Below are 11,581 nucleotides of genomic sequence, written 5' to 3'. Positions count from 1 at the left end.
CCTTTCCCCTCCTGGCTACTGCTGGGCGAGGGTCTTGGGCTGATACGCCGGATCGAGCTGTTCCGGATAGCCATAAGAACCGTGCTCGCTAATATCAAGACCTGAAATTTCTTGTTCCGCCGTGACACGCAGCCCGATCGTTTTCTTCATGGCATATAAGATGACAAACGAAACAGCAGCGACATACACCGCAGCGCCGAGCACCCCGACCGTTTGCACAATCAGCTGATCAAATCCGCCGCCGTAAAACAGTCCAGCCTTCCCGATGCCCGTGATCTCGACTAAACGCGGCGAGGCGAAAAACCCGGTTGAAATCGTGCCAATAATGCCAGCGACACCATGGACGGAAAAAGCATAAATCGGATCGTCAATCCCTTTGCGTTCAAAGTAGATGGATGTCCAGAACGTAAACGACCCCGCCACTGCACCGATCACAACCGCCGCCCACGGTTCGACAAACGCGCACGCGGCGGTAATGGCAACCAAAGCCGCGAGCACGCCGTTGACCATCGCTGGAATGTCCGCTTTGCCGACCAAAATTTTCGCCGTCACAATCGCGGCGATCGCTCCCGCCGCGGCGGCCAAATTCGTCGTCAGCGCGACATAGCCGAAAAATCCGTCGCCAACCGCCATCGTGCTGCCAGCGTTAAAGCCGAACCAGCCGATCCATAAAATCAATCCGCCAATGACCGTATATACTTGGTTATGCCCAGGAATGACGTTCGGAGTCTTGTCTTTATTGAACTTGCCGATGCGCGGCCCAAGCAAAATTGTAGCCACGAGCGCCGCAATCGCTCCTTGCAAGTGGACAACGGTCGAACCGGCGAAATCTTGCATTCCCATTTTTCCAAGCCAGCCGCCGCCCCACACCCAATGGCCGATCACCGGGTAAATGGCGATCGTAAAAATCGTGCCGAAAAGAAAATAAACAGACAGTTTCGCCCGCTCAGCGAAGCCGCCCCAAGCGATGGCCAGCGACACGCCGGCAAAGCCGAGCTGGAATAAAAATTTGAGCTCGAGCGGCACATTCGCCCACGACAACGAGTCAAACGTTCCTTTTCCTTCTTTTAAAAACCATCCTTCCGTCCCGATGAAGCTATTCCCAGCCCCAAACGTAATAGCAAAGCCGAACGCCCAAAACGCCAATGAGGCGATGGCAAAGCTTAAAATTTGTTTGCCAGCCACATGCCCGGAGTTTTTCATGCGCGTTGATCCAGCCTCAAGCAAAGCAAACCCTGCCTGCATGCCGATGACGAGCACCGCCGAAAGCATGACCCAAAGGGCATCCAGCCCGAGCGTCAACGTTTTTTCATCCATTTACGCATCCCCCTTTTTGTTATTTATCATTCCTTTTATATGTCATAATATATAACACAAATACACCAAAAGCAATGTCTGTTTTTGGTTGTAATCGGTTTCATGCACAAAAAATTTGTTAAGTTTTCTAACAAAAAAAGAGAATGCCCCTCATCACGAAGGGCATTCCTCACAGTGTTACGCCACGCGAATCGGCTTGCCAAACGGCACGCGCGGCATATAATCGTCCGGCACAAGCCAAAACACTTCATAGTCAACTTGCAGTTCTTCATAAAAATAGCCGGTTACATCGGTGATGTAAAACAACGTATCGATTTTTTGCGCAGCGGCCCATTCCAGCACTTCGGTGTACGACGATTTCCCGTGCTTGAAATATTTAATCGTCGCCACGCCAACCGGAGATACATCGCGAATTTTAAAATCCGCTTGGACGAGCAGCGTGTCCGGGCGCAGCTTTTCAAACAGCTTCACAATGTTTTGAATGAGCATTGGCCGCTCCGGACGGTTTGATGTGTCGATCGCCAACGCGATGGAATGGTCTTTCCGCTCTTTGAGCAACGCCAATAAAGCCCGCTGCCATCTCACGATGATCATCCCCCTTATATCGGTGAATCGCCGTGCGCACTACTAGTATAGACGACGATGGGGGAAAGTACGAACTGTTTTTCTTTCCTTTTTCCCCTCCCGTTTCACAAACATAAACCAAAACGCCAAGGAACAGCTCCTTGACGTTTCTTACTCCCGCGGAGAAAGGGGGGAGTCTGAGCCATTTTTGTGTTCGATCGTGGCCTCGATGGTTCCCTCCGCGTACATATCGCTCACTTGTTCATGTGTTTCAGCCAATGCTGAACCAAGAAACGAAGCTGCCTCATCATTCGACGGGACATACTGCTGTCCAGCCATCTCAAGCGATTGTTTGTTTTCCGCCATCTGTATTCCTCCTTGTTCATGCCGTTCATTATATTAATGTAGAACAGGGGGGGAAAATAAAAAGAGGAAGTTTATGGATCATGTATGTATACATCAAGACAAACGCGGCAAACTAACGATAAACAAATGGAAAGAGAGGATGATGGCTAATGAGACAGCCAAAGCAAAACAACAGCCCTGAACAACAAGAAAAAAAACAACAACCGGACAAAGACAGGGAAAAACAGCCGGGGGACGGCGATAAAAAACTAGAAGGTCCAAACCATCCAGCAGAATAAAGGCGGCGAATCCCAATGAGACATTTGCTTGCGTTAGTGCTGAAATATTTGCTGACCGCCACGGTGATGTTTGCCATTTTACCGCTGTTTTTGCGCATTTCATCGGCAGAGATTTTATGGTTTAGCCTTTGGCTGACGCTTGTCGCCTATGCGCTCGGCGACTTGTACGTTCTGCGGCGCCTTGGCAACGTCTCAGCGACGATTGCCGACTTTGGACTTGTGTTTGTGGCGGTATGGATCGGCATCGGCGCGTTTTATGACATCGCCGGCGCCGCCATATTAAACGCGGCGTTTTTCTCTGCTCTGCTTACAGCGTTCGGAGAATTGCTGTTTCACGCCTATGTGCTGCGATTTGTCACTGTCGAGCACGGTGAAAAAGACGCCCCGCTTATCGGCCGCCAATGGCAAACGGAGGCGGCAGAAGAGTTTGATGTCCGCGCTGCCCGCCCGGACGGCAACGATCGTGAACGAGCGGAACAAGAGGATGAACAGCATCATCAAGAGCCTCCCCATCCCCCCATCCTATGAAGGAGGAACAAATGTTGGCGGCTGCAGTCCGAGACGCCAGCCTCTTCCCCTTCCTTCCAAACAGGGCTTCAACGTGAATGACTCCACCTTTGTTTGGAACATTCAATGGCCGCATCTCCACTTCGTTTTGGGTTGCGCCCTGTACAAAAGGGAAGTGGGGGAGCTTCAATTGGGAAATCATAAAACAGATGGCCAACGAAAAAACGGGTGTCTTCTCGTTCGCTAGACACCCGTTTCGCATGAGGATCTTTGGTTTTTCGGCGCTTTCTTCTACAGCCATGGTCGGATCCATCGGACGTTTGGCCGCAAGCCGAAACAGGACGATCTCCTATCCGCCCTTATTGCTCCGGTCGCTTCAGCGCAAGCAGCGTCTGTTTCAATTCCGCTTCCATCGCCGCCAGCTCGCGTTCGGCCTGCTGCCGTTTTAATCGGCCTTCCGCTTGGATTTTCAACGTTTCTTCGAGCGTAGCGATCAAATTTTCTTGTGTTCGCTTCAACGTTTCGATATCAACCAAGCCACGCTCGTTTTCCTTGGCGATTTCAATGCTGTTTGTTTTTAACATCTCCGAATTGCGCAATAACAGCTCATTCGTCGTTTCGGCGACCTGCTTTTGCGCCGCAGCCGCCCTTTGCTGCCGAAACAGCGTCAAGGCAATCACGACTTGATTTTTCCAAAGGGGGATGGCATGCAAAATCGACGATTGAATCCGCTCGACAAGCGTTTCGTTCATATGCTGAATCATGCGGATTTGCGGTGCCGTTTGAATCGTCACTTGCCGGCTGAGCTTTAGGTCATGCACCCGCTTCTCAAGCCGCTCGGCAAACTGCCGCAAATCCTGTACATCCTGCCATGCCATTTGGTCGCCGGAGCGCTCCGCTTCCGCTTGCTTTTCTGGAATCGTCTTCGTCCGCAGCTCTTCGAGTTTGTATTCCGCTGCCGCAATATAAATATTGAGCGCTTCAAAATAGTCTTTGTTTTTTTCATAGAGCGTCTCAAGCATCATGATGTCGCGAAGCAACAAATGCCGGTGCTTCTCAAGCCGATCAGCGATTTTGTCAATTTCAACGCCGATTTTTTGGTATTTCACCACCATCTCTTGCAGCGGCTTGGCCACTGCGCCGAACAAGCGGGACAGCCACCCTTTTTTCGCCGGCATTAGGTCATCGGGGTTGACCTCCTTAATTTTGGCCATCAGTTCGCTGATCACTTCGCCGACCGGCCCAGCGTCTTTCGTTTGCACATGATGCAAAATCGCATGAGAAAACTTCGACAGCTCGGCTTGCGCCGCCACACCGTATTGCAAGACGGCCTGATGGTTGGCCGGGTCGATTTGTTTGGCGAGCGCAAGCGCTTTTTCCCGATGCTCAGGCTTCAACGCATCAAGCGCGCGCGCCGGCTTTTCTTCCTCCTTGAGCCGCGGTTCGGCCGGCGAAGAAAACGGCTTTGCAAGCAGCTCATCAAGGGAACTTGTCCGTTCCAGCCCTTGCAGCCAATCCGTCGATTTCATCCCGTGATTCCGTTCGTCCATCGTCATTCTCCTTTCTTTGACAGCGGCAGACGAAGCCCATCCGATTGTCGGAGCGATCGCTCGAGCCATTTCGCTTCCGTTTGCAACGACCAGATGTCGTTCGATAACACCTCAAGCAACTGCCGTTCAGCCGCTGAAGTCAGCTCGTCAAGCACTCTTTCCGTCTCCTGCAACGCTTTTGCCATATCGGCGCTTTGCACCGGCTGTTGCGCCAAATAAACGTATTTCTCCACCATCTCCACCGCCGTCGGCCATTCGTTTAAGAAAAATGGCTGGGCGAGGCGCAGTTGATGTGGTTGTTGCTCGATGGCGCGAATGATTCGATCGACGATGGCACTCAACCGGGAAACCGTTTGCCACATCACCACAGAACGAAGCCGATAGCGAGCGCGACGCAGCCGCTTCCATAACGCGCGCGCTTCGCCAAGCTGGCTGCGAACGTAGACAAGCTCCTCAGCGGACACATCAGCCGGCAGGCGATGATGCCGCCTTTTCATGATGGCGGACACCCCCCACATCGCCCCCATTCCGGATAAAATCGAAGGCCAAAAGCGAAAATCAGCAGCGATGAATACGATCACCGCGACGATGACCCCTGCGTTCCATGAGACAAACCAACGCCATATCGTACGAAGCAGCTGCTTCATTGTCCCTCTCCTTCTTTAATCTTTTCTTTCATTATAGCATGTCCATTCCATGATACGTACAAGCGCCCAAAGAAGTTTCATCGCCAACTGGACGGCGCGCATAGGACAATGGCCGTTTCGAATAGGCTATAGTAACAGGGCCATCGAAAGGGGAATCGGGATGAAAGCGATCAATTGGCAGCTTGTCTCCTTTGTCGCGATCTCGCTGTTGAAAGAATATTGGTGCTATGCCGGACTGCCGCGCGTCTACTATTGGCAGGCGGCGGATGATGACAAAAAAACTGCCTAACAGCAGAAGGAGGGAACACGATGCAGCCTTGGCACCGCCCCACACCGCCAACCGCCTCCCGCGCCGCACTGACCGTCACCGGCCAAGGGACAGTCAGCGCCAAGCCAGACACCGTCCTCATTGCGCTCGGGGTGCGCACCGAACACGTCCATATTCAAGAAGCGCTTGCTGACAACGCGAAACGCACCGACGCAGTCATTGGAGCACTCAAGGCGCTTGGCGTGCAAACAGAAGATTTGGAGACGACGGCGTTTTCCATCTATCCCCAATACGAACATCACAATGGAGCCGACGTATTATCCAGCTATGGAGTCGAACATTGGCTTGAAATCACCGTCCGCGACCCTAAAAAAGCCGGCGCCATTTACGAGGCGGCCGTTGCCCATGGAGCAAACCTCGCCCGCGGCTTGGAATTCCGTCTAGCAAACGAACAAGCCCATTACCAGCAGGCATTGGCGTTGGCCGTGAAAAACGCCAAAGAAAAAGCGCTGGCCATCGCCCGCGCTCTCAGCTTGCCTCTTTATGACACGCCGATTGAACTGAAAGAACAGTCATCGATCCGGCCGACGCCATACGGTCCGACTGTTCTCAGCGTTTCCTCATCAGCGCCGCCTGTGCAGACGCAAGATGTTGTCATTACCGCCGTCGTGGAAGCGGTATTTGCTTATTCGTTCATTTCGTGATATCGACTTCATGGACGCGGGCGCCGCCAAACAGCTCGACGCGGACGGTTTTCTTTTTCCCATTCGAATGGACGACGGTTACAGCGTACGCGCCCGGCAAATACGGGCCGATTTTTTTGACAAATGGGTCTTTCGTCGCCTCCTCTTCCGTTTTCACCCCATTGACGACAAGCAACGCCTCCGGATCATCGACGCGCACATGGAGAAAATAGAGGGCTGGCTCAAACACATACCGGTCCTCAAACACGTGAATCGTAAACACCGGCGGGTGAGATGTCAATCCTTTAATATACACGTGGCCGCTCTTGCGCTGGCGGGCAAACTCCCGATCTAGCTGTTCATACGCTTCTGGGTGCCGTTCCACATACGCGAACAACGGCGCCAACGTTTTCTCGTTGATCGGCACGCTTTCCTCCGTCACCCGCAGCATCGCCTGCAAAGCGGCCACATCGCGGTCTTCGATCGCATCTTTTAAGCGCATAATCGCCATTTCTCGGCTCGCGGCCGTCTTCAACGCCCCATACCCGCTCCAAAGAAGCGCGCTCGCCCCCCACAGAACGACGATGGAGACAAGCAGCCAGCCGATGAGACGGTATTGCTTTTTTCTCCTCTTTTCCCGAGACAAAACGCGCGCCTGCTGCCTCTTTTCGCTGCGCGCCAACGCCGCGGCGCCGTTCTGACCGCCGCGGCTTCCCGTTTCCCCCTCAATTGCATCCGGTTCGAACACGCGCGGTTTCATGAGCGCTTCCCCTCTCCTTCTCGCTGTCTAGTTCCACTTTATGTCAGAGACAGGGAATATATGTTACACGAACAACGGTGCGCTTTTTATTATACCCGCCTGAGCGAAAAACGGATAGCCGTTTGCACCGCCCATTATCGCAAAAACGAAGCGTTCGGTCGCTCCATTCGCCGCCCGACTTGTTGAAACATCCAGGCGTATAAGGCCGCGCTTCCTAGCGCCAGCATCCCAAGGACAACGAACGTCCATGCATAGCCGATCCATTCCGCAGCGGCGAGCGACAGCGGCGCCAACATCCGCCCGATCGTAAAACGGAGACTGGCGGCGGCAAAATATTGGCCGCGCATCGCCTCCGGAGCCAAGCGGGAAATGAACGACTGCTGCAAGCCAGCTGTCATCAGCTCAGCCAGCGTAAACAGCGCCATGACCGCGATCAATCCGAGCAGCGAAGACGTTTGACTAAACAGCCACATCGAGATGCCGTATAAGACGGATGAACCCACAAACGCCTGCCGCTCCGAGTAGCGAGACATCCAACGCGTCACAGCCACCGTGCATAGTGCGACCAACAGACCGTTTTCGGCAATGAGCCAACTAAAGGCGCTCGCGCCGTCAATCGTCCATCCTGCCAATGTTTCGGCTTCGACCGTTTCTTTTGTATATACCGGGATCAGCAAGTCAAGCTGTGTAAACGTTTGTGCCACCAACACTCCAGCAACGATAAACAGGAAAAAGACACGGTCGCGGACAATGATGGCATACTGCTTGAACTGCGTGCGCAAAAAAGACTGCCATGTCCCTCTCCTTTGTTGGCCGGCTGCGGCTAGAGGCGCCGTCTCACGCAACGTTTTGGAGAGCAGTGTTGCCATCGCAAAACATGAACATGCCGCCAAAAGCAATAAGGCAAACCGATGCTCAGCATAAAAAAGACCGCCAATTGTCGGGCCGATGACAACAGAAATATTGATGGATGTGTAAAACACAGCAAACACATCGCTCCGGTCTTTCTCCGGAACCACATCGGACACCATCGCCTGGCTCGCCGGCCAATAAAATGACCCGCAAATGCCAGCCAGCGTAAAACTAAGAAATCCAACAAACGGCGACGACCACCACGGGGAGCTGGCCAAGGCGAAAACGAAAAACGCCGCCCCCTGTCCGTAGGCGGATAACACCATCATCCGCTTGCGTCCGAATACATCAGCACAATAGCCGCCCATTAAATTGGCGATGACCGAGAACAACTGCGAAACAATCAACAACAACCCCGCTGTCTCTTTGCCAAAGGCATCGGCAAAATAAATCGAGATAAACGGAAAAAACATCCAAAACGTCGTATTCATGAGCGCCTCGCCAAACAGGCGCACTTTTAGGTTGCGGTCCCAATCGCGTATTCGCATCCGCTGTCCCCCTAATCTTTCGTCTTTCGAATTTCTTTGGAAATTATATCATATTTTTATAAAGGATCGGAGAAATATTTTTCAAATAAAAAACCTGCCCATCTTGCGGATGGACAGGACTTACATTTATTTTGCTCCTTACTTGCGGATGAATTGCTGCGTCCAAATATATCCATTTTCTTCAAAACCAACGCCGATGTGCGTAAAGTTTTTGTTCAAAATGTTCGCGCGGTGGCCTTCACTGTTCATCCACGCATTGACGACTTCCTGTGGTGTGCGTTGGCCTTTGGCAATGTTTTCCCCGGCAGCCGTGTACGAGATGCCGAATTTTTTCATCATCTCAAATGGAGAACCGTACGTCGGGCTGTTGTGCGAGAAGTAGTGGTTGACCGCCATATCGCGCGATTTTTCGCGGGCGACTTTGCTGAGGGCCAAGTCAACTTGAAGCGGCGGCAAGCCGTATTTTGCCCGCTCTTTATTCGTCAGTTCAACGACTTGTTGCTCATAGGCGTTTAAGCCAGTTGCTTTTTGCGGCGCTGCTGTTGGGGCCGTCGCTGGCGTTTTTGCCGGTGCTTGCGTATTCGCAGCCGGTTTCGTCGCTGGCTGTTTGACCGTTGCCGGCGCCTGCGGTTTTGTCGTTGGCTGTTTTGCCGCCGGTTGTTGTGTTGCCGGTTTTACGGGTTGGAACGACACGAACGGGAAGTATTGTTGCAGCCATTTCTCAAAATCTTGAACGTTTGTGCTGACATATTTTACTTGATACGCATTCGCTGTCGGACACGTCGTCCCAGCTGCTTCCGTTTTCGTTGCCGCGAACGAAGCGCCGGCGAGTGCGACCGAAGCTGCGATTGTTGCTAACGTTTTTTTCTTCATCGGAATTCCTCCTTGTATCCTCTATTTGAAAGTTTCAGAGATATTGCGTCCGTCAGTCATGCCTACACGATGAGATTCGAAGAGGAACGGTTTCGTTGTTCCCTTGCCTTCGCCCTCATTATAACACGAGTTTTTTGTAATATTTTTGGGCTAAAATGGAAAAAAAACGCAGGCTGGCAACACCCGGAAAAACAAGCGCTTGTTTTCATTGACAGTTGGCTGCCCATCACGGCAGTTGCAACGATTGGAAGTGGCATCCTTTCACTAACTGTCCTTCCTTTTTCCCCTCTATTATTCTAGCCACCCACATTTTTCTAGGAAAAAGGGAGTTGACAGCCTCTTTTTTGGACCATTTCGTTTAACAATTGTTACATCTGTGTTACAAAACAGGGGAGATATTCACATTCTTGTTTTAAAAAAGAAGCTGGTGGCGATCAGCCCCAGCTTCTGTCATGATCTTTTTCGTTCCTAGTCGACAACGAGCACCGTTTGCACTTCATTCGGCTTCACCTCGACGGCAAACGTCCCGCATTCGTCCGCCGCGAGCGAGTCAAGCGGCTCCTCGTTGAGATTCGCGCGAAAAACGCCCGAGAACGGCTTGTTCCATTGGAACGCCGCCGCCGTCGTCGTTGGCATCGGATTGTAAAAGAGGAGCTTATCGGCATACAGCCGCACCCGTTCGTCAAAGTGCATCGATCCCCATCCTGATATAAACATAACAAGTCTCATCACTTCCTTAAATATACGAAAAGTTTTGGAAGCGATGAGACTTATATCCTTTTAGCGCCAACGGAACGTTAAAAAACTAAATACAGGAATACGACAAATAAGATGCATAAAACGATGAAAGAAGTGCACATCCAAATAAGCACTCTAAAAAAACGAATTTTTTTATCCATTTCCCCTTTTGTTTTCTTAAGAAAAACCGCTCCAAACATAATCGCAACCAAACCCCTAGATATAGTAGCAAACCAGGTATTCATTATATTTGGACCAATAATTAACGTGCTGATCGCATAAATGAACAAGATAACAGATACACATAGAGAACTATAAATAATCGTCTTGCTTCTTGTTTGTTTCAAAGGATTCATAAAGCATTTCCTTTCCCTTTAGATAAATAATGAGGGGGCACATTTATTTCTTTTCTTTTGCTGCTTGATCTAGCACATGATTAATGAAAGCTTCACGAATGGCTTTCACTTGGTTATCTGTCGGAATTCCATACTTCTCAAACTTGCCACTATCCATTACAATAGGTCCGGTTTTTAAATTAACATTATTGACAGCTTCTTTGAACTCTTTTTTGCCTCCAAACGATTCAATAAACTCACTAAACCGTCTATTCACTTCCCCAGATTTTGAATAATATTTTTCAATGGCGTCGGACAAATGTAGTTTAGAATTTCCTCTTATCATATTTGCAATATTCACAGCATCTATATCAGCCAGCAAATCGGAGGTAGAAAACGAACTATTCCCACCTATAATCTTTTTAGCTTCTTTCTGAAGAATCTTCAAATCGTTCGAATCGTTTGTATTCCGCTGAAGGTCTATGACTGCAGTTTGTAAATCCCCAGCCCATCCAGATAAGTCATCAGGAAATTGATTGAACAACTTGATTGGTTAGCGTGTTAGAAACTTGATTTTTGGAAACCTTCTGTTCATAAGCTCTCTTAGCAGCATCGCTAATCGTTACAACATCCTTAGAAATCGTTGCTTTCGCTGGTGTATATGACACTGATGCTGTCACAGAGCCAGAAGGTTTTGTAGTTACAATCGTGGGAACATAAGAATTTGGTTTCTGTTGAAAATACTGCTTAACAGAAACGGTAGGCATTGTCATCCCTCCAAGATCATAATTCTTAGGATAATAATAATCCAAAATTGTTTTTTTTTTCAATATGTTCTTTTTATTTTTTAGTATTTTTGCTTAAAAAACACCATTAAAAACAATCTTTACAAGAACATCCAACGGCTGATACGATAAAAATAAATGAAAAACATGGGAGATCACCTATGCGCGAACGGATGCTACCAATCTTCCTTCTCATCATCGCTACTGCTTTTTCCGTGAAAATCCCCACCACTTGGTGAGTGCGGTATACGCTCCTGATCCGTGAGGGTATACTGAAAATGGCCAAAAAAGGCAATAGGAAAGCAGAGGTGCCCGATTTTAGGCATCTCGTATAACCTGTCTGCCTTTTGGCTAGACTAAATAAGTTGTGGTTGGCGGAACGGCTCTTTGCGGGAGATCATGCAAAAGATGATCACCAACATCCGCCGAGCAATGGCGAGGAGGGCTTTTTTCTGCCAGCACCGGGCAGCCCACGACCAACACTTTCGGGCCACGGGATGAGTCGTGGAT

At 50.3% G+C, this 11,581-nt stretch carries 15 protein-coding genes; 4 read left to right on the top strand and 11 right to left on the bottom strand.

Features of this window, described 5'->3' with window-relative positions:
* Positions 1–15: 15 nt before the first annotated feature.
* The 3 genes from B1A75_RS11535 to B1A75_RS11525 form a co-directional block, all read right to left on the bottom strand.
* Positions 16–1,317, bottom strand: a complete 1,302-nt coding sequence (locus B1A75_RS11535) for an ammonium transporter (protein WP_013145579.1) — start codon at positions 1,315–1,317, stop codon at positions 16–18.
* Between the two features lie 177 nt (positions 1,318–1,494).
* Positions 1,495–1,902 carry a VWA-like domain-containing protein gene (locus tag B1A75_RS11530; protein ID WP_013523547.1) on the bottom strand — a complete coding sequence of 136 codons (408 nt, stop codon included), beginning with the start codon at positions 1,900–1,902 and terminating at the stop codon, positions 1,495–1,497.
* 150 nt (positions 1,903–2,052) lie between these two features.
* Complete coding sequence (locus tag B1A75_RS11525) at positions 2,053–2,247, bottom strand: YozQ family protein (protein ID WP_013145582.1); 195 nt, start codon at positions 2,245–2,247, stop codon at positions 2,053–2,055.
* A 149-nt stretch (positions 2,248–2,396) separates the two neighbouring features.
* Here B1A75_RS11525 and B1A75_RS20550 point away from each other — a divergent pair, with 149 nt between their 5' ends.
* Both B1A75_RS20550 and B1A75_RS11520 read left to right on the top strand, forming a co-directional pair.
* Positions 2,397–2,525: a hypothetical protein gene (locus B1A75_RS20550; protein WP_303048390.1), complete on the top strand. Its 129-nt coding sequence runs from the start codon at positions 2,397–2,399 to the stop codon at positions 2,523–2,525.
* Positions 2,526–2,540: 15 nt separating this feature from the next.
* Positions 2,541–3,053 (top strand): YndM family protein, encoded by a 513-nt coding sequence (locus B1A75_RS11520; RefSeq protein ID WP_013145584.1) that lies wholly within the window; start codon positions 2,541–2,543, stop codon positions 3,051–3,053.
* Between the two features lie 338 nt (positions 3,054–3,391).
* Here the strand turns inward: B1A75_RS11520 and B1A75_RS11515 are convergent, their stop codons facing one another.
* Both B1A75_RS11515 and B1A75_RS11510 read right to left on the bottom strand, forming a co-directional pair.
* Complete coding sequence (locus B1A75_RS11515; protein WP_176202411.1) at positions 3,392–4,582, bottom strand: toxic anion resistance protein; 1,191 nt, start codon at positions 4,580–4,582, stop codon at positions 3,392–3,394.
* A gap of 2 nt (positions 4,583–4,584) precedes the next feature.
* Entirely contained in the window at positions 4,585–5,229 is a 645-nt protein-coding gene (locus tag B1A75_RS11510; RefSeq protein WP_013145586.1) for a 5-bromo-4-chloroindolyl phosphate hydrolysis family protein, read from the bottom strand.
* A 160-nt stretch (positions 5,230–5,389) separates the two neighbouring features.
* On the opposite strand from B1A75_RS11510, the gene B1A75_RS20545 reads away from it, so the two are divergent.
* Both B1A75_RS20545 and B1A75_RS11505 read left to right on the top strand, forming a co-directional pair.
* A complete protein-coding gene (locus B1A75_RS20545; RefSeq protein ID WP_013145587.1) occupies positions 5,390–5,518 on the top strand; it encodes a hypothetical protein in 129 nt (42 codons plus the stop codon).
* Between the two features lie 20 nt (positions 5,519–5,538).
* Positions 5,539–6,201, top strand: a complete 663-nt coding sequence (locus B1A75_RS11505; RefSeq protein WP_079936223.1) for an SIMPL domain-containing protein — start codon at positions 5,539–5,541, stop codon at positions 6,199–6,201.
* Here the strand turns inward: B1A75_RS11505 and B1A75_RS11500 are convergent.
* The 6 genes from B1A75_RS11500 to B1A75_RS19385 form a co-directional block, all read right to left on the bottom strand.
* A complete protein-coding gene (locus tag B1A75_RS11500) occupies positions 6,191–6,940 on the bottom strand; it encodes a zinc ribbon domain-containing protein (RefSeq protein WP_079936222.1) in 750 nt (249 codons plus the stop codon). The genes B1A75_RS11505 and B1A75_RS11500 overlap by 11 nt on opposite strands.
* Before the next feature lie 134 nt (positions 6,941–7,074).
* Complete coding sequence (locus tag B1A75_RS11495) at positions 7,075–8,340, bottom strand: MDR family MFS transporter (protein ID WP_079936221.1); 1,266 nt, start codon at positions 8,338–8,340, stop codon at positions 7,075–7,077.
* A gap of 138 nt (positions 8,341–8,478) precedes the next feature.
* On the bottom strand, positions 8,479–9,213 hold the full coding sequence (locus tag B1A75_RS11490) for a CAP domain-containing protein (RefSeq protein WP_013145590.1): 735 nt from the start codon (positions 9,211–9,213) through the stop codon (positions 8,479–8,481).
* 468 nt (positions 9,214–9,681) lie between these two features.
* Positions 9,682–9,906, bottom strand: coding sequence for a glycosyl hydrolase-related protein (locus B1A75_RS11485; RefSeq protein ID WP_074043478.1), 225 nt, complete (start codon positions 9,904–9,906; stop codon positions 9,682–9,684).
* A gap of 444 nt (positions 9,907–10,350) precedes the next feature.
* Entirely contained in the window at positions 10,351–10,734 is a 384-nt protein-coding gene (locus B1A75_RS11475; protein WP_074043480.1) for a hypothetical protein, read from the bottom strand.
* 76 nt (positions 10,735–10,810) lie between these two features.
* Positions 10,811–11,116, bottom strand: a complete 306-nt coding sequence (locus B1A75_RS19385; protein WP_139761729.1) for a hypothetical protein — start codon at positions 11,114–11,116, stop codon at positions 10,811–10,813.
* Positions 11,117–11,581: the final 465 nt, after the last annotated feature.

Origin of the sequence: Geobacillus sp. LEMMY01, assembly GCF_002042905.1 — a bacterium.
Lineage (GTDB): Bacteria > Bacillota > Bacilli > Bacillales > Anoxybacillaceae > Geobacillus > Geobacillus proteiniphilus.
This window is presented reverse-complemented; position numbering and strand designations above follow the sequence as displayed.

Excerpts from the sequence above, each read along its gene's own strand:
- B1A75_RS11535 (WP_013145579.1), bottom strand. The coding sequence starts at position 1,317 with ATGGATGAAAAAACGTTGACGCTCGGGCTGGATGCCCTTTGGGTCATG.
- B1A75_RS11525 (WP_013145582.1), bottom strand. The coding sequence starts at position 2,247 with ATGGCGGAAAACAAACAATCGCTTGAGATGGCTGGACAGCAGTATGTC.
- B1A75_RS20550 (WP_303048390.1), top strand. The coding sequence starts at position 2,397 with ATGAGACAGCCAAAGCAAAACAACAGCCCTGAACAACAAGAAAAAAAA.
- B1A75_RS11520 (WP_013145584.1), top strand. The coding sequence starts at position 2,541 with ATGAGACATTTGCTTGCGTTAGTGCTGAAATATTTGCTGACCGCCACG.
- B1A75_RS11515 (WP_176202411.1), bottom strand. The coding sequence starts at position 4,582 with ATGGACGAACGGAATCACGGGATGAAATCGACGGATTGGCTGCAAGGG.
- B1A75_RS11510 (WP_013145586.1), bottom strand. The coding sequence starts at position 5,229 with ATGAAGCAGCTGCTTCGTACGATATGGCGTTGGTTTGTCTCATGGAAC.
- B1A75_RS20545 (WP_013145587.1), top strand. The coding sequence starts at position 5,390 with ATGAAAGCGATCAATTGGCAGCTTGTCTCCTTTGTCGCGATCTCGCTG.
- B1A75_RS11505 (WP_079936223.1), top strand. The coding sequence starts at position 5,539 with ATGCAGCCTTGGCACCGCCCCACACCGCCAACCGCCTCCCGCGCCGCA.
- B1A75_RS11500 (WP_079936222.1), bottom strand. The coding sequence starts at position 6,940 with ATGAAACCGCGCGTGTTCGAACCGGATGCAATTGAGGGGGAAACGGGA.
- B1A75_RS11495 (WP_079936221.1), bottom strand. The coding sequence starts at position 8,340 with ATGCGAATACGCGATTGGGACCGCAACCTAAAAGTGCGCCTGTTTGGC.
- B1A75_RS11490 (WP_013145590.1), bottom strand. The coding sequence starts at position 9,213 with ATGAAGAAAAAAACGTTAGCAACAATCGCAGCTTCGGTCGCACTCGCC.
- B1A75_RS11485 (WP_074043478.1), bottom strand. The coding sequence starts at position 9,906 with ATGCACTTTGACGAACGGGTGCGGCTGTATGCCGATAAGCTCCTCTTT.